Origin of the sequence: Kitasatospora sp. NPDC059673 (assembly GCF_042734215.1) — a bacterium.
Lineage (GTDB): Bacteria > Actinomycetota > Actinomycetes > Streptomycetales > Streptomycetaceae > Kitasatospora.
In genome coordinates this window covers 156131-180743 of record NZ_JBHWEN010000005.1, presented here as the reverse complement: position 1 = coordinate 180743, position 24613 = coordinate 156131, and the positions used below count along the sequence as shown (strand labels likewise).

The window sequence follows — 24613 nt, the reverse complement described above, 5'->3', positions numbered from 1 at the left end:
AGGGTTCCCTCCGGGTGGCCGGACGATCATGGCGGCCGCCCGGAGCCATCGGCATGTCTGGAGGGGCAGTGCGGTACTGGGAGTTGGTCGGGGACGGCTCGTCGAAGTTCTGGGAGGCCGCGACCGAGGGCGCGTCCGTGCGGGTCCGCTACGGTCGGATCGGCACCGAGGGGCGCGTCCAGGTCAAGGAGCTCGCGGACCCGGCTGCCGCCGAGGCGCACCTCGCGAAGCAGATCGCCGAGAAGGAGCGCAAGGGCTACCGCGAGACCGCAGGCGTTGACACCCCGACCGCCCCGCCTGCCGGGCCGAACGCCGAAGCCGCCGTCGAACTCGCCGCCGAGGACACCGGTGCCGCCGGTGCCGCCGAGCTTGCCGGTAACACCGGTGCCGCCGAGTTCGCCGAACTGCCGGACGAGGACGCCTTCGTGCTGCCGGAGTCCTGGTACCCGCTGGTGGTGCCGCGCCGCGGTGGCGGGGTGCCGGGCGGGCCGGCCCGGGCGGTGGTGGACGCGGCGGCGGCCGAGGAGTTGGAGTCGCTGCGGATCGCCAGGAACGAGACCCGGATCGAGCAGGTGCTCACGGGCCCCCGGTCGGAGGCGCACCTGGTGCGGGCCGCCCGCGCGCACATGGACGGGGTGCCGGACGCGATCGGGGCGGCCGCGGTGGCGGCGATGTTGCGCGAGACCTGGCAGAAGGGCGGCTTCCAGGAGGTGCTGGACTCCTGGATCGCCCGCTTCGGCCTGGGTTTCGCGGCCCGCGCCACGGTGGCCGCCTTCGAGTTCGACGAGGGCTGCGCCCGGCCGAACCAGTACCGCAACGCCCTGGTCTCGGAGGGCCCGGACTACCGCGACCTGCGTGCGGCGGAGTTCGCGTTCGCGCTGGCGCAGGGAGTGCGGCGGGCGCTGGCGTCGGCCGAGGACGCCGAATACCGTTGTGCGCTGGCCGAGTTGGCGGAGTGCCGGACCACCTGGGAGCGCCGGGTGGTGACCGCGTTCCTCGCCCCGGAGGTGCCTGGCTGGGTGGACGAGTGCCTGGCCGACTCCCGGAAGTGCCGTGGGGACAGCGATCTGCACCGCTCCCTGCTGCTGCATTCGGTGGGTACGGCGGAGCAGGTCGCACGGCTCTGGCAGCATCGGGTGCGGGCCTGGACGGAGTGGACGACAGGCCAGCTGGCCACTCTCGCGGACGGGGTGGGCACGGCGTGCGTGCCGTTGTTCGGACACGCGCTGGGGGCCCAGTACGACAACGACCGGGTGCGTGAACTGTCGCTGTTGATGGCCGAGTTCCCCGGCGACGAGGCGTTCCGGATGCTGCTCGACCGGATCGAGGTCCGGCACGTCCGGCCTGCCCTGCTGCACGCCATGCGCCGCTTCCCGGTGCGCGCGGTACGGCTGCTGGCGGAGTTCGCCCAGCAGCGGACCGGCGCGGAGGCCGCGGCCGCGCGGCAGTTGCTGGTCAGTCAACTCGGCGCGCTCCGTCCGCAGTTGCCCGAGGTTTTGGCCCGACTCGGCGCCGACACCGCTGAGTTCGTCGGCTCGCTGGACGTCGCCCGGCAGCACCTGCCGGAGGCGGCACCGGCCGCGTTGCCGGAGCTGCTGACCTCGCCGCCGTGGGCGCGTCCGCGTCCGGCCCGCAAGCCGAAGGTGCTGACCGGGATCACCGCCGAGGACGCCGCCCAACTGCTGTGGGAGGACGGCGAGTCGGAGCAGTGGCGGGAGGGCAGGCAGGCCCCGTGGACTTTCGGTGCGGGCTTCGACTGGGCCGCCGAGGCGAGGATCCGGCTGACGGAGGCCGGTGGTCTCTGGTACGGCGCGGAGCTGCTGAGGCACGGCCCCGAGGAGATCGTGGGCCCGTACCTGGAGGGGTGGCGGCCCGCCGAGTACTGGAACGCGGCGCAGTCGCTGCGTCCGGTGGTGGCCAGGTTCGGCCTGGCCGCGCTGCCGTTGCTGCGCGACGGCGCGCTCGCTCAGCCTGGGCATGTGGTGCCGTTGCTGCTGCCGTTCCGGGACGTCACCGTGGCCGGGGTGATGGCGGATGCGCTGGTCCGCCTCAAGTCGCACCGGGCGACGGCCCGTTCGTGGTTCGCCCGGCACGGCGTCGAGGGTGCGCTGCTGCTGGTGCCGAACGCGGTCGGCAAGGCCGGCCGGGCCCGGGTGGCCGCCGAGAACGCGCTGCGGCTGGTCGCGGCGCAGCAGGGCGCGGACGTCCTGCTGGTGGCGGTGACGAATCGTTTCGGCGAGGGGGTGGCGGCCGTGGTGGCGGAGTCGCTGAGCGCGGATCCGCTGGTCAACGCGCTGCCCGCGCGGATGCCGGAGTTCCCGCAGTGGCTGCTGCTCGGTGCGCTGCCGCAGTTGGTGCTGCGTTCCGGTGAGGCGCTGCCGCAGCCGGCGGTGCGCAACGTGGTCACGATGATGGCGCTGTCGAAGCTGCGTGACCCGTACCCGGGTCTGCCGCTGGTGGCGCAGTTGCTGCGGCCGGAGTCGGCGGCGGAGTTCGGGTGGGCGCTGTTCGAGGAGTGGCGGCAGGCGGGGATGCCTGCCGCGGACAGTTGGGCGCTGTTCGTGCTGGGCGAGTGGGGCGACGACGGGACGGCGCGCCGGCTGGCTCCGGTGCTGCGCGAGTGGCCGGGTGCCGGTGCGCACCACCGCGCGGTGGAGGGTCTGGAGGTGCTGGCGGCGATCGGCAGCGATGTCGCGTTGATGCAGTTGCACGGCATCGCGCAGCGGGTGAAGTTCAAGGCGCTGAAGTCGCGGGCGCAGGAGAAGGTCGCCGAGATCGCGCAGGCGCTGGGTCTGACGGGCGAGCAGCTCGGCGACCGGCTGGTGCCGGATCTGGGGCTGGACGCGAACGGCACGACGGTCATCGACTACGGTGCGCGGACGTTCACGGTCGGGTTCGACGAGCAGCTGCGTCCGTTCGTGCTGGACGCGGACGGCAAGCGCCGAAAGGATCTGCCCGCGCCCGGCGCGAAGGACGACCCGGAGCTCGCGCCCGCCGAGCGCAAGCGTTTCGCCGCGCTGAAGAAGGACGTCCGGACGCTGGCCGGCGATCAGATCCACCGTCTCGAAGCCGCGATGGTCGCCGGACGGACCTGGACGGCGGCCGAGTTCCGCACGCTGCTGGTCGATCACCCGCTGCTTCGGCACCTGTCCCGCCGGCTGCTCTGGAGCACTGCGGAAACCGCTTTCCGGGTCGCCGGGGACGGCACCTTCGCCGACGTCCACGACAAGGCGTTCACGCTCCCCGAGGACGCTGTCGTCCGCCTCGCCCACCCCCTGCACCTCGGCGCCGATCTGCCCGTCTGGGTGGAGCTCTTCGCCGAGCACGAGCTGCTCCAGCCGTTCCGCCAGCTCGCCCGCCCGACGGCCGTGCTGACGGCGGAGGAGGCCGCGGGGCACCGGCTGCACCGCTTCGAGGGGGCGAAGGTGCCGGTGGGCCGCCTGCTGGGCATGACCAAGCGCGGCTGGCAGCGCGGCACGCCCGAGGACGCGGGGGTGGAGCGCTGGTTCCACAAGCCGCTGCCGAACGGCCGGCACCTGGTGATCGCCCTCGAACCGGGTATCTGGGTCGGCGTGGTGACGGAGTTCCCCGAGCAGACCCTCCGCACGGTGTGGCTGGACACCAGGGCGCACGACTACTGGCCCGGCCGTGAGCACCGCGAGCGGTTCGCCGAGCTGGACGCCCTCACCGCCTCCGAACTCCTCGCCGACCTGGAGGAACTGACCGCCGGCTAGGGCCTGTCCGGTCCCAGCGCCGTCCGCCCTGGACCTGCGCCCGTTGCTGCCCGAGAATCGACAGCGGCAGAAACACCAGTGGCCACACCGGCACCGGGCGCAACGGCAGCACCGGGGCCGCGGCGCCGGGCCGCGCCCGGTCACCTGCTGGTCAAGAGAGAGGCAGCCCACGTGAGTTCAGCGCACGAGCCCGGCACCGTCGAGCCCGAGATCGTCGAGCCCGAGATCGTCGAACCCGGAGCCGTCGAACCCGGCCGCGAGGAGGCGGCCGAGGTGCGGCGGTTCTGGGCCGGGCTCGGGCTGCCCGGGCTGATCGACGTCCACACCCATTTCATGCCCGAGCGGGTGCTGCGCAAGGTGTGGGAGTACTTCGACGCCAATGGGCCGCTGATCGGCGGGCTGGCCTGGCCGATCACCTACCGCGCCGAGGAGGCCGAACGCACCGCCGTGCTGCGGGAGTTCGGCGTCCGGGCGTTCACCTCGATGCTCTACCCGCACAAGCCGGGCATGGCCCGGTGGCTGAACGACTGGGCCGTTGACTTCGCCCGCCGCACCCCGGACTGCCTGCACACCGCCACGCTCTACCCCGAACCGGACACCGGGGAGTACGTCCGCGAGGCGCTCGACGCGGGGGCTCGGGTGTTCAAGGCCCATGTGCAGGTCGGGGACTACGATCCGGCGGACGAGCAACTCCGCTCCGCGTGGGGCATGTTGGCCGAGGCGGGCGTTCCGGTGGTGATGCACTGCGGTTCCGGACCGGCGCCCGGCCGCTTCACCGGCCCCGAGTCGGCCGCCCGGGTGCTCGCCCGGCACCCCCGACTGCGGCTGATCGTCGCCCACTTGGGCATGCCCGAGTACGAAGCCTTCCTCGGCCTCGCCGAGCGGTACCCGCAGGTGCACCTCGACACCACCATGGCGTTCACCGACTTCACCGAGAGCTTCATGCCCTTCCCCCAACGCGCCCTGCCCCGGCTCGCCGACCTCGGTGACCGCGTCCTGCTCGGCACCGACTTCCCGAACATCCCGTACCCCTACCTGCATCAACTCCGCGCCCTGGAACGGCTGGAGCTCGGATCCGACTGGCTGCGGGCGGTCTGCCACGACAACGCCGCCAAGCTGTTCGCTCTCTGACCGCCGCCCCCTGCCACCGCCTGCCACCGCCGTCCGTCTGTGGGTGTATGCCTGCGGGCGGACGACCGGCGGCGGGGGTGCTGGCTACCATCCCCGCATGCACCGCACGCACCACACGAATCCGGATCTGCCGCGCGCGCCGTGGCTGAGGCGACTGCCGTCGGGCGCCTGGACGGCACTGGGCTGGTGCGCCACCGTCCCGCTCGCGCTGCTGCTCTTCTTCTCGACAACGTATCAGCTGACGCCACCACTCGAATCCCGCGGCCCGGTCGCCTTGTTGACGCTCGGGATCCGGGCGGCGCTGGCCGTGTTGCTGGCGCTGGCGGCCGGCTGGGCCCGGCGGTGGCCGGTGCAGGTGTTCGGGGTGCTGCTGGCCGAGTCGGCGCTGGTGGCGCTGCTGGGCGCCCAGCCGTGGCCGCTCTTCATGGCGATGAACGTCCTGGTCGGGTACCTGGCGGCAACCCGCCCCCGCCGGACGTCCGCGCTCGCCGCCGTCGCCGAACTCGTGTTCTGGCTGGGCGAGTCGGCGCCGGTGAAGCTCCACACGGTGGAGGCCGGCGAGCTCGCGAGCACCACCGCGGCGTTCGCGGCGAGCATCGCGATCCCGTGGGCGATCGGCAACTCGATACGCCAGCAACGCCGTTACAGCCAGGACCTTCGTGCCTACGCCGCCCGCCAGGCGATCACCGTCGAACGGCTGCGGATCGCCCGGGAGTTGCACGACGTGGTGGCCCACAGCATCGGCGTCATCGCGATCCAGGCCGGTGCGGCGAGCCTGGTCCTGGACGTGGAGCCGGCCGGGGCGCGCCGGGCCCTGGACACCATCGAGGCCACCAGCCGCGAGACGCTGTCCGGCCTGCGCCGGATGCTGGTCTCCCTGCGCCAGGCCGAGACCGGCGAGGATCCCTCGATCGCCGTACCACTCGCGGGACTTGAGGCCGTCGGCCGCCTGACGGAGACGATGGCGCAGGCCGGCGTCGAGGTGGACGTACAGTGGCGGGGACGGCCGCGCCCGCTGCCGCCCGAGATCGACTTGGCCGCCTTCCGGATCGTCCAGGAGTCGGTCACCAATGTGCTGCGGCACTCGGGCGCCGACCGCTGTGAGGTCCACATCGCTTACGGGGAGCAGGAATTGGCCATCGAGGTGCTCGACGGGGGCCGCGGCCGCACAACCGGTGGCCACACCGGCGGCCACACCGGCGGCAGTGGCTTGGGAATCGCCGGGATGCGCGAGCGGGTCGCCCTGCTGAACGGCCGGTTCAGCGCCAACTCCCGCCCCGAGGGCGGCTTCCGGGTCGCCGCGAGGCTGCCCGCATGACGGCCGCCGAAGCGGCCGCCGCACCGATCCGGGTGCTGCTGGCCGACGACCAGGAACTGGTGCGCGCCGGGCTCGGCATGGCCATCGCCCACTCCCCCGGTCTGGAGCTCGCGGGCGAGGCGGCCGGCGGCGCCGAGGCCGTCCGGCGGGTGCGGGAGCTCCGTCCCGATGTCGTGGTGATGGACATCCGGATGCCCGGCATGGACGGCATCGAAGCCACCCGGCTGCTCACCGCGGGTACGGGCGCGGCCGACCCGCCGGTGCGGGTACTGATGCTGACCACCTTCGACGACGACGAGAACGTCTACGCCGCGCTGCGGGCCGGTGCGAGTGGCTTCCTGGTCAAGGACATGGCGTTGACGGACATCCTCGCGGCGATCCGGGTGGTCGCCGCCGGCGACGCGCTGATCGCGCCGAGCGTCACCCGTCGCCTGATCGCCGACCTCACGGCCCGGCCCGCCCCGGCCGAGCCGAAGCGCAGCCTCCGGGGGATCACCGAGCGCGAGCACGAGGTCCTGACCCTGGTCGGTCGCGGCCTGTCCAATGCCGAGATCGCCGAGCGGCTGTTCATCGCCCCCGCCACCGCCAAGACCCATGTCGCCCGCCTGCTGGCCAAGTTGGACGCCCGCGACCGCGTCCACCTGGTCATCGCCGCCTACGACGCGGGCCTGGTGTCCCCGTCCGGCTGAGCCCACCGGACGGGGACACCGGCCTTCTGTGTCACGGGAGTTGGACGGTCACCTCCGGCTGGTCCGGGGACGGCCCGTCCAGCAGCGGCTGCGGCTTCCCCTTCAACTGCTGGTCGAAGAAGGCGCCGAGGTACGTCCGGGTGATCGCCAGTCCGCGCCCGGGGTCGATCGCCCCGGGAGTGGCGGGCAGGCCCGCGGCCCGCGCGAGCAGCAGGAGGTCGCTGAAGGTGCCGTGCTCGGCTCCGGCGACGGTCAGCCGGCGCTTCCAGCCGTCCAGGCGGGACCAGGCCTCGTCCCAGCTGGGGTCCATGCCCGGGGCCTCGTCGGAGCCGGCGCCGAACAGCAGGAACGGCCGCCCGTCGAGTCCGCCGGCCGGGACGGGCGCGAAGAAGGTGCCGTCCATGTTCACCCCCGCCCGCACCCGGCGATCGGCGGCCATGGTCAGGGCGGCGGCGTCACCCCCGATGGAGTGCCCGGCCATGCCGATCCGCCGGTGGTCGATCAGGTGGGCGCGCGCCCAGGGCGACTCGTCCGAGGTCAGCCGGTCGATGACGAACGAGGCGTCCTTCGCCCGGCTCTCGGCGATGGCCGCCGGACCGCCCTGCGGGGGCTGGTCGCAGATGGCGCAGGCGAGCGTCCGGCCGTCGGGGAAGGTCACGCCCGAGGACTCGTAGGTGTGGTCGATCAGCGCGACCACGTACCCGCGACTGGCCAGGTCCTCGGCGATGCTGGTGAACGCCGCCCGGGGGAAGGTGAAGCCGGGCGAGAGCAGCACCAGCGGGAAACGCCCGGCCGCCGACCGCGCGCCGGCCCGCGCCCAGGTGCCGACAGCGGCCACCTCCTCGGGCGCGATGCCCCCACCCGGGGCCTTCATCGCCAGCAGCAGCCGGGCCTCCTCGGTGCTCATGTACGGCGCGGGCCCCCCGCTCCCCGCCCGGGCCGGGTAGTACATCGACACCATCAACTCCCGCGCCCCCGCCGACGGCACCCACGGATCCTGCCGGTTGCGGTCGACCAGGTGCAGCAGGTCCCGCCCGACCGCGTACGGCCCGGTCGGGCGGGGCAAGGAGGCCGCGAAGGCGGCCGCCGCGGGGGCAGCGGCCGAGGTCGGCGAACCGGCGGCGAGAGCGGGGGCCGCAGCAGCAATCGGCAGCGGCAGGACAAGAGCGAGCGCGGCGGTCACAGCCACGCGGCGAAGACTGGTCATGTCCCCGAACCTAGGCTGCGGACACCCCGCTTGACGTCCGCTCGGAAGCGGACCACCCCGTCCCCTCCCGGGCGGAGCACCCCGTCCCCTCCCGGGCGGACCCGCCCTCCGCCCCCGGGCGGACAGCACTTGGCCGCCGGGGTCCGGACCTGTCAGGCGAAGACCGTGTCCTGGGTCGTCGCCAGGCGGGCCCGGTCGGTGTGGGCGTTGATCCAGTCGGTGATGTTCTTGACGGCCTGGTCGGTGTCGCCGGAGCGCTGGTAGTCGTTGAACTTGTAGCCGGCGATGAGGCCGTCCACGCCCGCCTCGCCGAGCAGGCGGGCGGCGCATGCGGCGGCGCCGGAGGAGGAGCCGATGGTCCAGGAGAAGACGCCGGTCAGGTAGCCGGCGTCGCGGGTCGCCGTGCTCTGTTTCAGGCCGGCGACCTTGTCGCTGCCCTCGTTGTCACAGGTGCCGACGGCGGTGGCGAAGATCGCGGAGCCGTCGTCGACGAGGCGGTGCTGGAAGGTGACGCCGCCGCCGTTGTAGGAGAAGGCGATGCTGGCGTCCTGGTACGTTCCGGTGACCATCACGCCCTCGGACGGGGTGAGGTCCCGCTTGAGGTCGTCCCAGAGTGTGCGCTTGTCGTTGTCCCAGGTCACCTCGTAGATCACCTGGATGCCGTTGGCCACCAGTTTGTCCCGGGCGAGCGCCTTCAGCGTGCCGAGGTCCCGGTTCTCGGGGTTCTTGATGTCGACCCAGGCCAGGGTGAGGTTGCGTCCGGCGCGGCGCTGGGCGGCCATCTCGTCGAAGATCGCCGAGACTCGTTTGCGGTCCAGGTTGCCGCTGTCGACGTTCTCGGAGGCGGGGTTGCCGACGTCGCAGGCCACCCATTCCCAGTTGTCGACGAAGCAGCCGCCGTACGCGTGGTTCGCGGCGTCGACCTCGATGGCGTTGTATCCGGCGTCCAGCGCCGGGCCGACCCGGTCGACGGAGTTGAGGTTGTGCGCGATCGCGTAGATGGGGCGCAGCCGGGAGCCCGGCCAGGGCTGGACGGCCTGGCGGCCGAGCCGCTGGGCGGGGCTGTCGTCGCAGCCCCGGATCTGCAGGGGGTTGCCGAAGCGGAAGTCCGCGTTCGGGACGTCCAGACATGTCCCGCTGCCCGCGTTGACCAGCTGCCGGCCACCGGAGGGCGAGGGTTCGTCCCGCCAGATCTGTGCGGGGGTGCCGTTGCAGTCCCACTGCCAGACGGCGGTGCCGTCCACCGAGGCGCCCCACTTGACGTCCAGGCACTTGCCCGTGCCGATGTTCACCCAGGACACCCCGTTCCCGACGGGTCGCGAGATCCAGCGCTGGGGGCCGGAGTTGTTGCACCCCCAGATCTGGATCGCGCTCCCGGTGACCGGTGACCCGTTGGGAACGTCCACGCACCAGCCGCCGAGTGTCAACGACTCCGGGTAGGCGTACGGCAGTTGTCTCGGCGTCGGCGGTGTCCCCGAGCCGCCGGGGGGCGGCGTCTCGATGCAGGAGGGCGGCGGCTCGGGTGCGTCGCACGGGTTGATCGCGTGTGCGGCGGGCGCGGCGACCAGCAGCGAAGCCGCCAGCGTCAGCAGTGACGCGACCGCGATCGGAAGTTTGCGTGACATCGGGCCTCTTTTCACGGACGGCGGGACGGCAGGTGTGCCATGTCCCGGTTTGAGCACCGACCGTAGGTTCGCCCGGTTGCCACCGACTTGCCGCCCGCTCAACGGGCACCTCGGCCCGCCCGCTCAACGGACACCTCGGCCCGCCCCCGCCACCGCCCCCCACCCCCGGACGGTCAGCGTGTCAGCAGGTCGATCACGCCCGTCAGGTCCTCCTCGCCGCTGCCCACGGCCAGCCGGCGGCGCATCAACTCGAAGTAGGGGGCGAGGAGTTCGGGGCTGACGCCCTGCTCCTGCGCGGTGGCCAGGAAGGTCGGGGTGCCGGCGACCTGCATGGCGATGGTGGAGACGACGCCGGTGGTGTAGTCGCCGGTGCGCAGGTTTTCGGCGGTCTGGTGGACGGAGGGGGCCATCGCGGTGAGCCAGCCGGCCAGCAGGGGGGCGAGGGTGGTGGGGTCGATGTTCTCCTTGCGGATCAGGGCGAAGGCGTGTGCGGCCCCGGCGAGCATGCCGTACATGGCGCTGAGCAGGGCGACGTCGTGCAGGGCGGCGAAGCCCGGGTCCTCGCCGACGTAGGTGGTGGCGAGCGGGACGGCGAGGGCCGGCCGGTGCCGGTCGAACAGGTCGTGCGAGCCGCTGTAGAAGACGTAGCCGCCGGCCTGTGGGACGCCGACCATCGGGGGGACGGCCATGATCCCGCCGTCCAGGTAGCGGGCGCCGCGTTCGCGGGCCCACTCGGCGCGGGCGCGGGCCTGGGCGGGGGTGCTGGTGGTGAGGTTGACCACGTCCCGGCCGGTCAGGTCGGTCCCGGCCAGGACGTCGCCGACCGAGGTGTCGTCCAGCAGGCAGACGACGATCAGGGTGTTCGCGGCGACCGCCTCGGCGGCGCTCCCGGCGACCTTCGCGCCCTCGCCGGCGAGGGCTTCGGCTCGGGCCGGGGTGCGGTTCCAGACGGTGAGCGGGTGCCCGGCGGCAAGCCAGGTGCGGGCCAGCGCGGTGCCCATGGTGCCGAGCCCGAGCAGGGTCATGGGGGCGGCGGCGGTGTTCTCAACAGTGTTCTGTGCCATGCCGATTAGGCTGGTCCAGGACCCGGAAGTGATCAAGTACGCACTTGGCAGTGGGTGCTTACCCCGGGGTGAGTGAGCAGGTCAGAAGGGTGGAACATGACGACGCTGAACCGGCCGGGCACGCCGGAGGGACACGTCTGCGGGATCGACGCCGCGATGGAGGTGATCGGCGGCAAGTGGAAGGTGCTGATCCTGTGGGCGCTCCACGAGCAACCCTGCTGCCGCTTCGGCGAGTTGCGCCGGCTGCTGCCGGGGATCACCGAGAAGGTGCTGGCTTCCCATCTGCGGGAACTGGAGACGGACGGCGTGGTGCGCCGGGTCTCCTACGACGAGGTCCCGCCCCGGGTCGAATACTCCCTCACCGAGGACGGCGCCCGCCTCAACGACGCCCTCCAGCCCCTGGCCGCGTGGGCACGCGACCGGCAGACCGAACGCGCCCTCCGGCCGCTGCCCTAGGGTCTGCCCGACCGGCCTTCGCGCCCGGCCGGGTTGTCGGCGGTGCGCGAAGGCGCGGCGAGGGGTCTCAGTGACTCAGTGGGGCCGTCCAGTTGAGGGTGGTGCCGCCGGTGTCGGGGGCCGTGACGGTGAGGGTGCCGCCGAGGGAACGGGCGCGTTCCTCGAGGTTGCGCAGGCCGCTGCGGCGGCCCTGGGCGGGGATGCCGACGCCGTCGTCCTGGACGGTGAGGACGACCTGGCTGCCGGTGGCCTGGAGGGCGACCTCGACGCGGCCGGCCTTGGCGTGCCGGGCGGCGTTGCTGAGCGCCTCGTTGAGGACGGCCACCAGGTGGTCGGCGACGGCGGGCGGGACGTCGGTGTCGAGCAGGCCTTCCATGCTCAGGCGGGGGGCGAAGCCGAGCGCGGAGTGGGCCTGTTCGACCACGTGGACGGCGCGGGCGCGCAGGCCCTGTCCGACGCCTGCCTCGCGGACCCGCAGCCCGAAGATCGTCGAACGGATGATCTTGATGGTCTCGTCCAGGTCGCCGACCGCCCGCAGCACCCGGTCGGAGGCCCCGGGGTGGTCGATGAAGCGGGCGGCGCTCTGCAGCGTCATGCCGGTGGCGAACAGGCGCTGGATGGCCAGGTCGTGCAGGTCGCGGGCGATCCGGTCGCGATCTTCCAGGACGGCCAACTGCTCGGCGTCGCGCCGCCGTTCGGCGAGCTCCAGGGCCAGCGCGGCCTGGTCGGCGAAGGCCAGCAGCGGCTCGATCTCGCGCTCGGTGAACTCCGGTTCGCCGCTCGCTCGCACCAGCAGCAGCACGCCCTCGGTGTGGCCCTCGGCGCGCCCCAGCGGCACCGCGACGGCCGGGCCGAGGCCCGCGTACCGGTCCGCCCGGGCGGGGAAGCGCGGGTCCTCGGCGAGCACGTTCGACGTCACCGGCGCGCCCTGGACGCAGGCCGCGCCCGAGATGGTGCCCTCCAGCGGGACGTCCGCGCCGACCCGGCCGGCCAGGTCGCCGCCGAGGGAGAGCTCAATGTGCAGGCCGCCTCCGTCGGGCAGCACGGTGAGCACGTCGGCCTGCCGGGCGCCGCTGATGTCGCAGGCCCGCTGGGCGATCAGCTCGACCACCTGGGTGCGGGAGCTGCCGGACAGCAGGCGGCGGTTGATCTCGGCGGTGGCGGTCAGCCAGCGCTGCCGGCGCTGCGCCTCCTCGTACAGGCGGGCGTTGTCGATGGCCACGCCCGCCGCGACGGCGAGGGTGGCGATCACCGATTCGTCGTCGTCGTCGAACCCGGCGGCGCCGCGCTTGTCGGTCAGGTAGATGTTGCCGAACACCTCGTCGCGGACCCGGACCGGCAGGCCCAGGAAGGTGCGCATCTCGGGGTGGTGGGTGGGGCAGCCGGTGGACGCCGGGTGCTCGCGCAGGTCGTCCAGGCGCAGCGGTTCGGGGTTGCGGATGAGTTCGCCGAGCAGGCCCTTGCCGGTCGGGTAGGGGCCGATCCTGGCGATCTCCTCGTCGCTGAGGCCGACGGTGAGGAACTGCGACAGGGTGTCGCCGTCGGCGCCGATCACGCCGAGCGCCGCGTACTTGGCGTCGGCGAGGACGGCCGCCGCCTCGACGATCCGGCGCAGCACCTGGGTGAGCTCCAGCTCCCGGCCGACCGAGAGCACCGCCTCCAGCAGGCTGTGCACCCGGTCCCGGGTGCCGCGTGCCACATCGATCCGGGCCTGAAGTTCGGCCAGCAGCTCGTCCAGCCGAAGCTGGGGAAGCCGCGACCGCGGTTCCTCCTCGCGCACTGCGTTCCTCCTCGTCCGTTGGCCCTGTTCGCCGCCCGATTCTCGCAGATCGGGCGGCGGGGGTGCACCGACGGGGTCGCCCGGAGCATCGCGACCGGGCAGGTGCCGGGGTGGAACCGGGCCGTGGCGGGCCCGCGTTCGCAGGTCAGCCGGGTGCGGCGGCGCGGGCGGCGCGGGCAACGAGCGCGGTGCGGACAGCCAGTGCTGCCAGTGCCTCCGGCGCGCCCGCCTGGTGGCGGATGCCGGGGAAGGCGTTGACGTCGACGGCGATCGGGCCGTCGGGCCCGTCCAGCAGGTCAATGCCGTACACGTCGAGGCCGAACGCGGGCCCGGCGGCCAGGGCGAGGGCGCTCTCCTCGGGTCCGGGGGTCCAGGGGCGGCGGGCGGGGCCGCCGGGGTGGAGTTCGGAGCGGCGCTGTTCGGCGAACAGGTGCCCGTCGATCACCCACAGTTTGCGGTCCCAGCCGTCGCCGGCCACGGGCCGCTGGGTGATGACCGGTTCGTGCGGCCACCGGGCGATCAGTGCCCGCCACTGTTCGGCGGTGTCGGCGCGGGCCACCAGGTCTTCGCGCCGGCTGTGCCGGCTCTTCACCACCACCGGCCCGGCCCAGGTGAGTTCGCCGAGTGCGCCGTCCGCGACGGTGGGTGCGAACGGCAGGCCGGCCCGGCGGGCGCGCTGTTCCATCGCCGCCCGGTCCTGGCAGAACGCGGTGGCGGCGGCCGAGTTGAGCACGGGTGTGCCGGCCTGCTCGTAGCGGCGGGCGGCCTGGAGCGCGGCGGCGCCGCGCGCCTTGAGCATCAGCAGGTCCGCGTCCTGGCCGGCCGGCACCGTCGAGTGGCCCGCCGCGGCAAGGAGTTCGCGGGTGGCGGCGAGCAGCGGGTGGTCCGGGTCGCGGGCCAGGACCGCGATGCGCAGCGCCGTCACCGGGCGGCCGGGGCGGGCGCCGGGGCGGGGGCGGGGGCGAGCAGTGTGTCGGCCTCGGGGGTCGGCCAGGACGAGCCGGTGCGGGCCAGGCGGACCACGGCGTCGGCCACCCGCTCGACGGCGTGCGGTACTTGCCGGAAGCTCGGGAAGTCGTTGATGTCGACGACGGTGGGTCCGTCCGGTCCGAGCAGTACGTCGAGGCCGTACAGGTCGAGGCCGAAGACCTCGCCGACCTGCGCGGCGAGTGCGGCGACCTCGCGCGGCAGCGGGACGGGCCGTTCGGTGGCGGGCCGGTGCGGGTGCAGCGGCGAGGTGCGCTGGGTGGCGAAGAACTCGCCGCCCGCGCAGTACACCTTGAGGTCGAGTCCGTCGTTGGCGACGTACGGTTGCGCGATCAGCAGGCCCCCGCCGTCGGGCCCGGCCAGTTCGGCGAGCTGGGAGGGGTGCTGGACGAGGTGGACGGCGCGCCCGGAGGAGCCGTCGGCGGGCTTGACCACCAGCGGGTAGTGCCGCTCGGGTATCGCGGCGAACACGGCCGGGTCGGCCGCGGCCCAGGTGCGCGGCATCGGCAGGCCGTGCAGGGCGGCGACCACGGCGGTCTGCGCCTTGTCGCGGACCGGCCGGATCGCCCGGGCGTCGTTGACGGTGGTCAGTCCGGCCGCGGCGGCGGATTCCAGCAGTCCGAGGCCGGGCCCGCCGGAGACGGTCTTCAGCACCCACGCGTCGTGCGTGCCGCTGCGTATCAGCCGGGCGAGGTCGAGCAGTTCGGCGCCGGGGCGCAGTACGTCCACCCGGTGGCCGGCTGCCCGCAGGTGGTGGACCACCTCCAGCGGCATCCCGTCGTGGCGGTAGTGCTCCTCGACCAGGAAGCAGAACCTCATCTGTGCCCACCCATTCCCCTCTGTCCCCCCGCGCGCGTGCCGGGAGGCCGTTCGCATCTGTCCACCCTGCCACGGATCTTTGTTCGGAAAACGCGCAGGGTGTACGGGAACGGCCACAGACACGTCACAGGCGCATTTCCGCAGGTCTGGAACCCAACGCCAGGGGCATGACGTTGACATGACGTTCATTTGGCACACTCTTGAGGGGGACCGTGTGCATCCATTGCTGCGTCCGCACGCCCGGCACGACCTGACGGACCGGCCGGCGCCGACCGTGCTGGCCTACCCGGCGCTCGACGTTCTGGTGGTCTCGGGCCTGCCCGGCAGCGGCAAGAGCACCTTGATGGCGCGCTGCGCCCGGGCCCGGGTGATCGACTCCCAGCACACCCGGCAGCGTTTCGCCGCCGCCCTGCCCGGCGTCCCGTACGCCCTGTACCGGCCGCTGGTCCGCGCCGCCCACTATCTGCGGCTGCGGGCCGCGCTGCGGGCCGGCGGGCCGCTGGTGGTGCACGACTGCGGGGCGCTGCCGTGGGTGCGCCGGGCCATCGCCCGTACCGCGCACCGTCAGGGCCGGCACCTGCACCTGCTGCTGTTGGACGCCACGCCCGCGCAGGCCGCGGACGGCCAGCGGCGGCGCGGCCGCCGGGTGTCCCGGTACGCGTTCGCCCGCCACCGCCGGGCCGGCGCCGCGCTGCGTGCCCTGGCCTCGGCGGACGGGCCGCTGCCGCCGGGGGTGGCCTCGGTGGTGCTGCTGCCGCGCGCGTCGGCGGCCCGGCTGACCGCCATCGAGTTCACCGCGCCGCACGGCCGGGCCACCGTCCGGCCGGTGAACGCGCAGGTGGCGGCGGGTCGGCGGGTGCCCGCGCCGCAGCTCGCGGCGGCCTCGGCCCGGACGGCGGCGGGCGCTGCGGCGAACGGCTGAGCCGCCCCGCGCGTCGCCCGCCGCCCCGCCGCGTGCTGGCTAGTCTCCGGGCCATGCGCACCCCCTCCCCCTCCCCCCGGCCGCAACGCGGCCCGCAGGCACGGCGGATCGCCGACCGGCTGTCCGTGCAGTTCCGCGTCCCGATCGAGCCGCAGTACGAACAGGCCGGGCACCGCTGGACGTTGCGCTGGTACGACGGGCCGACCGTCACCGCGGTGCGCTGCGCGCTGGAGCGGCTGTTCCCGGACGGGGACCGGTTCGCGGTGCGGCGCGATCTGACCACCCGGGCGCTGGTGCTGGCCGCGATCCGGGAGACCCGGGCGGGGGCGATGCACCGCTCGGTGGGCAGTTGGGGCCAGCGCTACCACTTGGAGCAGTTGCTCGCCGAGCAGGAGCATCCGGACCGGACCGCCGATCCGCGCGAAGCGGCCATGCTGGAGCGGCTGTTGGCGGCCGCCTCGACCGCCGCCGCGCGTGGCAGCAGCGCGCCCGACCTGGCCCGCGCGTTCGACCTGGTGGCCCGCGACGGCGTCGCCTGGCTGCTGCCCGAGCACCGTTTGGCGGGGCCGGCCGACCAGGACGCCCTCGCGCTGAGCCCGCTGGAGTACCTGACGTCCCGCTACGCGACGGGCGTGCACCGCGCCGCCTGGGAGACGGCGCTCGCCACCCTGCCGCTGCGCGCCGCCGTCACCGCGGCACACCAGGATCCGGAGCCCGACCCGGACGCGGCCCGCGCCGCCCTCACCCTGCTGCCCGCGCTGCGCGCCCAGGCCTGCGCGGAACTCGACGCCGTCGAGGCCCGGTTGGCCGCCGTCGTCGGCTCCGGCAGCGTGTCGACCCCTATTCTGCCTGCTCACGAGCGCTCGCGGTAGGACCGGGCACACACGCGTTTTTCCTTGTCCGGGCGGTTCGTTCGGGCGCAGACTCGTCCGCATTCCCCCTTCGGACGAGTTGATGGGAGTCGTGTGTCCGTACACGTCGATCAGGAAATGGCCATGCGTGCCCGGGTGTTGCTGGCCGGCAGCGAACCCCCCACCCCGTGGCAGGCCTACCGGGCGCACCGCCTGCTGGCCCTGGACAACCCCCGGGTGCACCTGCCGAAGCTGGCCCTCGCGGCCGTCGAACTGACCCGCCACCACCCGGTGCTGCTCCACCGGGACCTCCAACTGCGGCTGTTGGACGAGGCCTTGGAGGCGGCGGACGCCATCGCCCCCGAGGATCCGTTCCGGGCGCAGGCGCTGACCCGGATCCGTCACGAGCACGCGAAGCGACTCAAGGAGCTGGGGATTGCGAGGAGTTGATGCTCGCACCGGACGTGGGCCGCCCCGTCTGCGAGGTCTGGAAGTGCTGCTTCTCCAGCAGCAGGCCGTCCTTGAAGCAGAACCGGACCACGTCCTGGCCGTCTCCGGTGCCGACCCGCACGTCGCCCGCGAACCAGCGGCAGTGCGCGCCGTCCGGCACCGGCGGGCCGTACTTCTTGAAGTCGCCGGTCAGGAAGTCGCTGCCGACCGGCAGCCGGGCGTTCACCGTGCCCTCGGACTGGCCTTCCTCGATCGAGTCGTACAGCTTGGTCGACACGGTGGCGTCGCGCATCGAGCTGATGAACACCAGCACCCCGATCGTGGCGACCACCCCGACCACGCCCAGCACCGCGACCGCGCCGAGTGCGCAGCCCATCGCGGGGCTCCGGCGGCGCTTCTCGGGGCCGATCAACTGACCGGCCAGTTCGCGCAGTTCCTCCTCCTCGGGGATCGCCGCCAGCGCCCCGTCCGAGGTGTACGGGAGTCGACCGCTCAGCCGGAATCCGCCGTCCGGCCGGGCGGTCGCCTGTATCGCCCCGCCCAGCAGCCGGGCCCGCTCGCGCAGGCCGGTCAGGCCCTGGCCGCCGGAGACCGCCGCCGTCGCGTCCCCGCCGGGCCCGTTCACCACCTCCACGATCACGGAGTCCCGTTCGAAGCGCACCGTCACCACGATCAGCGCGCCCGGGGCGTGCTTGTGCGCGTTCGTCAGGCCCTCCTGGGCGATCCGGTACGCGGCGTGGCCGGTGGCCGCGGCGAGTTCGCGCGGCGTGCCCTCGTGCCGCAGTTCCACGTTCGCGCCCGCCGCCTGCGAGGTCTCCGCCAGCCGGTCTATCGCGTCCACGCCGCCGGCCGCCGGCAGCGAGTCGTCCCGCAGCAGGCCCACCACCTGGCGCAGCTCGTGCATCGCGCCGGTCGCGGCCTGCCGCAGCACCCCGACGGCCTCGCGCTGCCGCTCGCCGAGCGTGCGGTCCACCTCCAGCGCGCCGGTGTGCACGGCGATCAGCGCGAGCTGGTGGCCGAGGCTGTCGTGCATGTCCTGGGCGATCCGGTGGCGTTCGCGCAGCCGCGCCTGATGCGCGATCATCACGCGTTCGCGGACCAGCTGCTCGTTGCGCTCGCGCAGGCTGTCCAGCAGCGCGGTGCGCTGCGCCCGGTACCGGCCGAACAGTGCGGGCAGCACGCCCACCAGCAGGTAGCCGACCACGCAGATGCCGAGCAGCGCGGGCAGCGGGAAGTGGTCGCGGCGGTACTGCAGCACGCCCGCCGCGAAGTTCAGCACGAAGCCGATCGTGAAGACCGCCGGCGCGTACCAGGGCTTGGTGATCCGGCGGCCCGCCGAGTAGCCCGCCGCGACCAGCAGCGGCAGGAAGCCGCTCGGCCCGCCGGCACCCGCCGCCGACAGCACCAGCACCGTCCCCGGCAACCCCCGCCGCAACAGGAACAGCACTCCCGCCGCACCCACCACCAGCCCCGACGGCCACCCCCCGCTGTCCGCCCGCTGAAACAGCGCGGCCAGCCCGCACACCACGAGCCCGCCCAGCACCTCCCGGGCCACCGCCCGCCACGACCAGGGCCCCGGCACCGCCCGCTCCACCCACTCACGCATCACCCTCAGACCCTAGCGGCCCCACACCCGCCGACCGATCCCGCCTCCGGCCGACGAGAGGACCGGCGGCGCCGGACAGCGCTCCACCGACGACGGGGGCTACAAGTGGGGCCGACGCCACCGCCGGTACCGGGCCGTCACGCCCGCCAACGACACGCGACCCGCGAGCAGCGCCCAGGTACCGGCCGACGCCGGGGCCCGCACGAGTCACACCGCAACCGCTGCCGGGGCCGGGCGGCGCACCAGCGGCGTCCGAGCCGGGGTCGCACCGGGCCAACGGGGCCGGAACCCGGGCCGCGACAGCGGGCGCGCGAGCCGCGCCGAAGCCACCGCCGGGCCGTCACGCGCCTCTACGAGCTCACCACCGGCGCGCGACCCGGGCCGCCGGCCGGCCAGCGGGGGCCGGTGTGCGGGTCGTTCGCCCAGGCGTACTGCTCGGTGGGGGTGCGGGTGAGGCCGTAGTCGTATACGCCGGGCCGGCCGGCGGTCTCCCACTCGGTCCAGGCGGTTTCGAGTTCGTCGGCGAGGCGGCGTGGTCCGCCCTGGGTGGTCCAGGCGCCGCCGGTGGGGCGGGCGGAGAGGACGGCCCAGGAGGTGTGGCCGTCGGTGATCCACGCGCTGGTGCCGTCCTGGTCGTGGCCGGTGTGCACGGTCAGCTCGGGGAGGGCGACGCGCAGGGCGAAGCCCAGCCCCCACGGGTCGGCGAGCCGGGCCGGGTCACGGTGGGTGGCCCCGGTGGCGCCGGGCTCCGAGGCTCGCCGGATGTCGGCGAACGTCCCTTGCCGGATGTCGGCGAACGTCCGTTGCCGGAGGGCGTGTTGGGTGCGGGTGGGCATGAACCGGGCCAGGCCCTGCATCCAGCCGGTGGCGGACTTGCCGTCCTCGGCGACGGTGAGCGCGACGTGGCCGAGGCGGCCCCAGGGGGTGACGATCCGCCCGCCGGGGGCGGTCTGTTCGATCCAGGCCCAGGGGATCTGCTCGACGGCGTAGGTGGCGATCACCCGGTCGAACGGAGGGCGGCCGGGTGCGCCCAAGTCGCCGTCGCCGGTGAGGACGTGGACCTCCAGGCCCGCGGCGGCCAGCCGACTCGCGGCGGCGGCCGCGAGCGCCGGGTCCGCCTCGACACTGACCACCTGGCCCGGTCCGGCGCGGCGGGCCAGCAGCGCCGCGTTCCAGCCGCTGCCGGTGCCGAGTTCGAGGACGCGGTGCCCGGGCTCCAGCCGGAGGCTGTCCGCCATGTCGGCGACCACGGCCTGGCAGGACAGGCTCGACGTGGGCAGGCCGTCACCGAGTTTCGTCACCGCCGCCTCGTCCGGGGAGCGGTACAACTCCCCCGCCCAGCCCGCCGGATCGACGGCCCGGTCCACCGGCGCCCACGCCCGGCCGTCCCACCGCCACAGCCGCCGCGGCGCGAACCCGTCCCGGGGCAGTGCCGCCATCGCGTCCCGCACCCACGGCGCTCCCTCGGGCCATGCCCCGCGTTCCGCCATCACCCGGTCGAGCCGCGACCGGTACGAGGGCAGGTCCAATTCCTCGGCCACCGCCGCTACTTGCGCCGCTTGCCGGTACCGGGCGGCGGGGGCGGCACCTGTCCGTCCGAGTTTCCGGGGGGCGGGGTGCCCTGGCCCGGGTCCGGCGCGGGCTTCTCGTGCTCACCCATCGCGACCACTCCTCCCCTGACGACGGTCGCCGCGCACGCGGCGAGGACCCCATCTTCCCGTCGGCCCGTTCCCGCCGACAGGGCGCGCCGGGGTCGTACGGGGGCGTACGACCCGCGCGGGCGCCCACCTGGCGGTGGCGGCTGCCACGGCGTGTCGAACGGGCGGCGCAGGTGCGCCGGCCGGGTGAGGAGCCGATTACCCACCGTGCAAAGCGGGGATCACCGGCCGGTATGCCGACGAAGATCCGTGGCCGCCGGTCCTCGCGCCGCCGCCACCTCGCCACCCTCACCGCGCTCGCCTCCCTCGGCGCTCTCGCCACCGGCTGCAGCTCCCCGCACACCCGGGACGGCACCGGAACCCAGGCCGCCCCCGCCGCACCGCCCGCCGCCGCTCAGCCCGCCGCCGCCGTCCCGCAGGGCGCGGCCGGGCAGGAGATGAACAGTCAACTGGCCGCCGCCGAACATAAGTCGAGGCAACAGGAGGCGGCGCTCACCGCCGCCCGGCACTGGGGCCTGGCCGCCCTCCCGCTGACGGCGCCCGCCGCGCCCGCCGAGAAGCCGGAGCTGACCGCAGGGCCGTACGTGCTGCTCGCCGACGGCCTGCCGCCGGTGGTCCACCGCGTCCCCACCGAGGACAAGGTGGTGTTCCTGACCGTGGACGACGGCGCCGAGAAGGACCCGGAGTTCGCCCAGATGGCCGCCGAGCTGGACGTGCCGCTGTCCGTGTTCGTCTCCGACTACCTGGCGCGCTCCGACTACGGCTACTTCCGCGCCATGACCCAGCGCGGGGTGGCCGTCAACAACCACACCATCACCCACCCCGACCTGCGCCGCCTCGACGCCGACGCGCTGCGCCGCGAGATCTGCGGCCAGCAGGACCGCCTGGAGGAGGAGATCGGCACCCGCCCCTACCTGTTCCGCCCCCCGTACGGCGAGTACACCGACGCCGCCCTGCGCACCGCCGCCTCCTGCGGCGTCACGGCCGTCCCCCTGTGGACCGAGGAGGCCTTCCCCGACCACCTCGAATACCGCTACTCGGGCCAGAAGCTCCACTCCGGCGACATCATCCTCACCCACTTCCGCGCCCCGGCCCCGGGCTGGAAGGGCACCATGTCCGACATGCTCCGCCGCGTCGTCGACACCGCCACCGCCGAGGGCTTCGCCATCGGCCGCCTGGAGGACTACCTCTGACCGCGCCCCGGCCGCGGCAACCCCGACGCCCGAACGCGGTGGTCAGGGCGCGACGAAGCCGGAACGGTAGGCGAGGACCACGGCGTGGGTGCGGTTGCGGGCGCCGAGCTTGGTGAGGATGTTCGCGACGTGGGTCTTGACGGTCTCCGCGCCGAGGAACAGCGACCTGGCGATCTCCGCGTTGCCGAGGCCGGCGGCCATCAGGCGCAGCACCTCCTGTTCGCGGTCGGAGAGCGGGTGCGCGAACGGGGTGGCCTCGCGGCGGTGACGCAGTGCCAGGTCGCGTACGGAGTCGGGGAACATCAGGGTGTCGCCGAACGCGGCCAGCCGGACGGCCTGCACGATGGCTTCCGGCCGTGAGCGTTTGAGCAGGAAGCCCGCAGCGCCGGCGAGGAGGGCGTCGTGGACGCTGTCGTCGTTCTCGAAGGTGGTGATCACCACGACCCGCGGGGCGGGGACGACGGTGTCGAGGATCCGCCGGGCGGCCTGGATGCCGTCGAGGGCGGGCATCCGGACGTCGGTGAGCACCACGTCGGGTGTCAGGGCGCGGGCGAGTGCGAGGGCCTGGGCGCCGCTCTCGGCCTCGCCGACCACCTCGATGTCGGGTTCGGCGGACAGGATCACGGCCAGGCCGGAACGCACCAGCGGTTCGTCGTCGGCGATCAGTACCCGGATGGGCTCAGCACTCACAGGTCCCCTCCGGGGCGGTCGGTGGTTGCGCGGCGGGGCGGGCCGGGCCGAGGGCCCCGCCGAGGGTCAGTGGCAGCCGGGCGGTCACCTGCCAGTGGCTGCCGACCGGTCCGAACTCGGCGTGGCCGCCGACGAGTTGGGCGCGTTCGGCGATGCCTCGGGTGCCCCGGCCGCCGCGGCGGGTGGGGCGGCGCGGCGCGGGCAGCGGGTTGGAGACCCGCAGGCGCAGCTCCCCCGCGGTGGCCTCGATCGTCACGTCCACGGGTGAACCGGCCGCGTGGCGGAGGGCGTTGGTGAGGGCCTCCTGGACGATGCGGTAGGCCTCGCGGGAGACCACGGCGGGCGTGGGGTCGAGGTCGCCGACGGTGAGTGTGACGGGTGAGCCGGTGGCGCGGGCGGAGTCCGCGAGGTGGTGGACGTCGCGCAGGTCGGGTTGGGGGGTGCGGCCGGGGCTCTCCTCGCGGAGCAGGCCGAGGACGTGGTCGAGTTCGTCGGCGGCCGACCGGGCGGCTTCCTCGATGGCGGCGAGGGCGCTGCGGGCGAACGCCGGGTCGCGGTCGAGGATCCGGCCGGCGGCTGCGGCCTGGAGCGTCACCACACCCAGTGCGTGGCCGACGGAGTCGTGCAACTCCCGTGCGAGCCGGTTGCGTTCGGCGAGGCGGGCACTGTGGCGTTCGGCCTCGGCGAGCTTCTCTGCGGCGGACGGTCCGAGCAGGGCGGGTGCCGAGCGTTCCAGGAGCAGGCCGGTCGCCCAGGCGGCCGTCGGCATCAGCGCCGCGAGCAGCAGGCCGGCGGCCGGGCCGAGCCAGGCCGGTACCGCGCCCAGCCACCCGGGGGCCTGGTCCAGGAACGGACGTACGGCCAGTAGCGCCACGACGGCTGGCGGGATTGCCAGCGTGGCCCCGGAGAGGGGCGCGCCGAGTCCGAGGTGCAGCACGGCCCAGGCGGCGGTCCGTCCGCGCGAGGCGGTCCGGTCGTCCGGGCCCTCCGCCCACGTCCCGGCCGGAAGCAGCGTCCGGACGATCGCGGACTCGAGTTGCCGGATGAACGGGAGGGCCGCGGCGGTCGCGGCGACCAGCGGCAGCGCGGCCAGGTAGGCCAGGAACTGGACCAGCAGTGCCCGGCCCAGCGAGGTCTGCGGGACCACCCGGTCGAGGGTGATCCCGAGGACGATGTTCGTGACGAACCAGAACGGCGTCATCATCGCGCCGCCCAGGATCAGCAGCGCCCAGCGCCGCAGGGCCGCCCGGCCGAGCAGGGCCTGGGCGGTCCGGCGGAGCTCCCCCCGTAGCGTCACGCCCGGATCATCCCACCCCGGTCGCCGCCGTCCTCGGACGCCCCCTGCCCGGCCGGTGCGGCGGCCTGAACCACCATCAGGGCCAGTACTGTCGCGAGCACCGCGCCCGTCAGGGTCTGGAACCCGCCGAGGAGTGCCAGGCCGCGCATGTCCGAGCCATCGTTCAGCGGGGTGTGCAGGGAGGAGGTGACCAGCCAGAAGAACCCCCAGCCGAAGGCCGTGCCGGTGCCCACCCAGGCCATGACCAGCAGCCGGAGGGCAGGCCGGCCGTCCTGCCGCTGCCGGGTCACCGCCAGCATGCCGACCAGGCCGGCCAGGATGATCAGGGCGTACCCGCTGTCGATGATCAGGGACTGGCTCGCCGTGCGGGTGTCGCCGGGGCGCAGGGCGTGGCTGCCGAACGCCCAGGACAGTTGGATGCCGACCGGGATCAGGCCGAACGCGGCGACCCCGGCCGCGATCAGCCGCCGCGCGCCGGCGGCCGGGCCGAGGGGCAGGTCGCGCAGGCGCAGCGCGAACACGCCGGCCCAGCGTTCCCGGGCGTGCAGGACGAACCCGGCGACCAGTCCGACGGCCTGGAGGCCGAACCCGCCGTAGACCATGGCGTACACCCAGCCGTCGATGGTGTCCTGGTCCGGGCTGCCGGAGGAGGAGAAGCCGTCGGTGAACGCGCCGACCACGGCCGCGACGGGCACCACCAGGGCGATCGGCGCGAGCAGTCCGGTGGCCACCCACATCGGCAGGATCAGCAGCCAGCCGGGGACCCGCCGCCCCCACGGGCGGGCCAGGGCGAGGGCGAGCGCGGCCGCGATCGCGTCCATGCCGAGCGTCGCCAGGTTGGCGCCGATCATGCTGCCGCTGTGCATGCCGTCGCCGTGCACGCCGATGCTGCTGCCCGCGACCCAGGCGATCTTCAGTGCCAGGTAGGGCAGCGTGGCGGCGATCGTCCCCACGCAGATGACCGTCCGCAGGCGGTCCCGGCGGGTGCTGGCCAGGAGGTTCGGTGTCGTCATGGCTCCGACGATCGCAATCGCCCGGGGTGCGTCGATTCCCCCGGACAGGGGACTTGGCTCCCCCGTTCGGGGGAGCGTGGCCCGGCTGCGGGTGACGGTTCGCGCCGGTCCGCGATAGGTGCG

General features: G+C 74.2%; 20 protein-coding genes. 9 read left to right on the top strand and 11 right to left on the bottom strand.

Translation table 11 applies throughout. The features are described 5' to 3' along the window. Positions 1-53 precede the first annotated feature (53 nt). The 4 genes from ACFV18_RS08730 to ACFV18_RS08715 all read left to right on the top strand — a co-directional run bounded on the left by ACFV18_RS08730 (position 54) and on the right by ACFV18_RS08715 (position 6872). Positions 54-3734 (top strand): DUF4132 domain-containing protein, encoded by a 3681-nt coding sequence (locus ACFV18_RS08730; RefSeq protein ID WP_380480721.1) that lies wholly within the window; start codon positions 54-56, stop codon positions 3732-3734. A gap of 210 nt (positions 3735-3944) precedes the next feature. After that, positions 3945-4865 (top strand): amidohydrolase family protein, encoded by a 921-nt coding sequence (locus ACFV18_RS08725; protein WP_380480951.1) that lies wholly within the window; start codon positions 3945-3947, stop codon positions 4863-4865. A 97-nt stretch (positions 4866-4962) separates the two neighbouring features. Further along, positions 4963-6183: a sensor histidine kinase gene (locus ACFV18_RS08720; protein WP_380480719.1), complete on the top strand. Its 1221-nt coding sequence runs from the start codon at positions 4963-4965 to the stop codon at positions 6181-6183. Then, on the top strand, positions 6180-6872 hold the full coding sequence (locus tag ACFV18_RS08715; RefSeq protein WP_380480717.1) for a response regulator: 693 nt from the start codon (positions 6180-6182) through the stop codon (positions 6870-6872). The genes ACFV18_RS08720 and ACFV18_RS08715 overlap by 4 nt, the downstream gene beginning before the upstream one ends. 31 nt (positions 6873-6903) lie before the next feature. Here the strand turns inward: ACFV18_RS08715 and ACFV18_RS08710 are convergent, their stop codons facing one another. The 3 genes from ACFV18_RS08710 to ACFV18_RS08700 form a co-directional block, all read right to left on the bottom strand. Beyond that, positions 6904-8079, bottom strand: a complete 1176-nt coding sequence (locus ACFV18_RS08710) for an alpha/beta hydrolase family protein (protein WP_380480715.1) — start codon at positions 8077-8079, stop codon at positions 6904-6906. 152 nt (positions 8080-8231) lie between these two features. After that, on the bottom strand, positions 8232-9704 hold the full coding sequence (locus ACFV18_RS08705; protein ID WP_380480713.1) for an RICIN domain-containing protein: 1473 nt from the start codon (positions 9702-9704) through the stop codon (positions 8232-8234). Between the two features lie 173 nt (positions 9705-9877). Then, positions 9878-10768, bottom strand: a complete 891-nt coding sequence (locus ACFV18_RS08700) for an NAD(P)-dependent oxidoreductase (RefSeq protein WP_380480711.1) — start codon at positions 10766-10768, stop codon at positions 9878-9880. 96 nt (positions 10769-10864) lie between these two features. Between ACFV18_RS08700 and ACFV18_RS08695 the strand changes: the two genes are divergently transcribed. Further along, entirely contained in the window at positions 10865-11224 is a 360-nt protein-coding gene (locus ACFV18_RS08695; protein ID WP_380480709.1) for a winged helix-turn-helix transcriptional regulator, read from the top strand. 67 nt (positions 11225-11291) lie between these two features. Here ACFV18_RS08695 and ACFV18_RS08690 read toward each other — a convergent pair whose 3' ends face one another. From ACFV18_RS08690 to ACFV18_RS08680, 3 genes are all read right to left on the bottom strand, one after another. Next, complete coding sequence (locus ACFV18_RS08690; RefSeq protein WP_380480707.1) at positions 11292-13004, bottom strand: GAF domain-containing protein; 1713 nt, start codon at positions 13002-13004, stop codon at positions 11292-11294. A 145-nt stretch (positions 13005-13149) separates the two neighbouring features. Beyond that, on the bottom strand, positions 13150-13929 hold the full coding sequence (locus ACFV18_RS08685; RefSeq protein ID WP_380480705.1) for a RimK family alpha-L-glutamate ligase: 780 nt from the start codon (positions 13927-13929) through the stop codon (positions 13150-13152). After that, the gene (locus tag ACFV18_RS08680; protein WP_380480703.1) at positions 13926-14810 is read right to left on the bottom strand and encodes a RimK family alpha-L-glutamate ligase; all 885 of its coding nucleotides are present in this window, start codon (positions 14808-14810) and stop codon (positions 13926-13928) included. Before ACFV18_RS08680 ends, ACFV18_RS08685 begins: the two co-directional genes overlap by 4 nt. Before the next feature lie 214 nt (positions 14811-15024). On the opposite strand from ACFV18_RS08680, the gene ACFV18_RS08675 reads away from it, so the two are divergent. The 3 genes from ACFV18_RS08675 (at position 15025) to ACFV18_RS08665 (ending at position 17033) form a co-directional block, all read left to right on the top strand. Then, on the top strand, positions 15025-15732 hold the full coding sequence (locus ACFV18_RS08675) for an AAA family ATPase (RefSeq protein ID WP_380480701.1): 708 nt from the start codon (positions 15025-15027) through the stop codon (positions 15730-15732). Between the two features lie 53 nt (positions 15733-15785). Beyond that, on the top strand, positions 15786-16604 hold the full coding sequence (locus tag ACFV18_RS08670; RefSeq protein WP_380480699.1) for a hypothetical protein: 819 nt from the start codon (positions 15786-15788) through the stop codon (positions 16602-16604). Positions 16605-16727: 123 nt separating this feature from the next. Then, complete coding sequence (locus ACFV18_RS08665) at positions 16728-17033, top strand: hypothetical protein (protein ID WP_380480698.1); 306 nt, start codon at positions 16728-16730, stop codon at positions 17031-17033. Here the strand turns inward: ACFV18_RS08665 and ACFV18_RS08660 are convergent. Further along, positions 17005-18639, bottom strand: coding sequence for a sensor histidine kinase (locus ACFV18_RS08660; protein ID WP_380480697.1), 1635 nt, complete (start codon positions 18637-18639; stop codon positions 17005-17007). The two genes, ACFV18_RS08665 and ACFV18_RS08660, sit on opposite strands and share 29 nt — an antisense overlap. Positions 18640-18989: 350 nt before the next feature. Next, positions 18990-20180, bottom strand: coding sequence for a methyltransferase domain-containing protein (locus tag ACFV18_RS08655; RefSeq protein WP_380480696.1), 1191 nt, complete (start codon positions 20178-20180; stop codon positions 18990-18992). Positions 20181-20530: 350 nt separating this feature from the next. On the opposite strand from ACFV18_RS08655, the gene ACFV18_RS08650 reads away from it, so the two are divergent. Then, complete coding sequence (locus tag ACFV18_RS08650; RefSeq protein ID WP_380480694.1) at positions 20531-21490, top strand: polysaccharide deacetylase family protein; 960 nt, start codon at positions 20531-20533, stop codon at positions 21488-21490. 42 nt (positions 21491-21532) lie between these two features. Here the strand turns inward: ACFV18_RS08650 and ACFV18_RS08645 are convergent, their stop codons facing one another. Genes ACFV18_RS08645 through ACFV18_RS08635 form a run of 3 tightly spaced genes read right to left on the bottom strand, consistent with a single transcriptional unit; the run spans position 21533 to position 24490 of the window. Beyond that, complete coding sequence (locus ACFV18_RS08645; RefSeq protein ID WP_380480692.1) at positions 21533-22180, bottom strand: response regulator; 648 nt, start codon at positions 22178-22180, stop codon at positions 21533-21535. Next, positions 22170-23477, bottom strand: a complete 1308-nt coding sequence (locus ACFV18_RS08640) for a sensor histidine kinase (RefSeq protein WP_380480690.1) — start codon at positions 23475-23477, stop codon at positions 22170-22172. Before ACFV18_RS08640 ends, ACFV18_RS08645 begins: the two co-directional genes overlap by 11 nt. Then, positions 23474-24490 (bottom strand): hypothetical protein, encoded by a 1017-nt coding sequence (locus ACFV18_RS08635; protein ID WP_380480688.1) that lies wholly within the window; start codon positions 24488-24490, stop codon positions 23474-23476. The genes ACFV18_RS08640 and ACFV18_RS08635 overlap by 4 nt, the downstream gene beginning before the upstream one ends. Positions 24491-24613 lie beyond the last annotated feature (123 nt).

Excerpts from the sequence above, each read along its gene's own strand:
- ACFV18_RS08710 (WP_380480715.1), bottom strand. The coding sequence starts at position 8,079 with ATGACCAGTCTTCGCCGCGTGGCTGTGACCGCCGCGCTCGCTCTTGTC.
- ACFV18_RS08660 (WP_380480697.1), bottom strand. The coding sequence starts at position 18,639 with ATGCGTGAGTGGGTGGAGCGGGCGGTGCCGGGGCCCTGGTCGTGGCGG.
- ACFV18_RS08715 (WP_380480717.1), top strand. The coding sequence starts at position 6,180 with ATGACGGCCGCCGAAGCGGCCGCCGCACCGATCCGGGTGCTGCTGGCC.
- ACFV18_RS08670 (WP_380480699.1), top strand. The coding sequence starts at position 15,786 with ATGCGCACCCCCTCCCCCTCCCCCCGGCCGCAACGCGGCCCGCAGGCA.
- ACFV18_RS08695 (WP_380480709.1), top strand. The coding sequence starts at position 10,865 with ATGACGACGCTGAACCGGCCGGGCACGCCGGAGGGACACGTCTGCGGG.
- ACFV18_RS08700 (WP_380480711.1), bottom strand. The coding sequence starts at position 10,768 with ATGGCACAGAACACTGTTGAGAACACCGCCGCCGCCCCCATGACCCTG.
- ACFV18_RS08720 (WP_380480719.1), top strand. The coding sequence starts at position 4,963 with ATGCACCGCACGCACCACACGAATCCGGATCTGCCGCGCGCGCCGTGG.
- ACFV18_RS08705 (WP_380480713.1), bottom strand. The coding sequence starts at position 9,704 with ATGTCACGCAAACTTCCGATCGCGGTCGCGTCACTGCTGACGCTGGCG.
- ACFV18_RS08650 (WP_380480694.1), top strand. The coding sequence starts at position 20,531 with ATGCCGACGAAGATCCGTGGCCGCCGGTCCTCGCGCCGCCGCCACCTC.
- ACFV18_RS08635 (WP_380480688.1), bottom strand. The coding sequence starts at position 24,490 with ATGACGACACCGAACCTCCTGGCCAGCACCCGCCGGGACCGCCTGCGG.
- ACFV18_RS08730 (WP_380480721.1), top strand. The coding sequence starts at position 54 with ATGTCTGGAGGGGCAGTGCGGTACTGGGAGTTGGTCGGGGACGGCTCG.
- ACFV18_RS08665 (WP_380480698.1), top strand. The coding sequence starts at position 16,728 with ATGCGTGCCCGGGTGTTGCTGGCCGGCAGCGAACCCCCCACCCCGTGG.
- ACFV18_RS08680 (WP_380480703.1), bottom strand. The coding sequence starts at position 14,810 with ATGAGGTTCTGCTTCCTGGTCGAGGAGCACTACCGCCACGACGGGATG.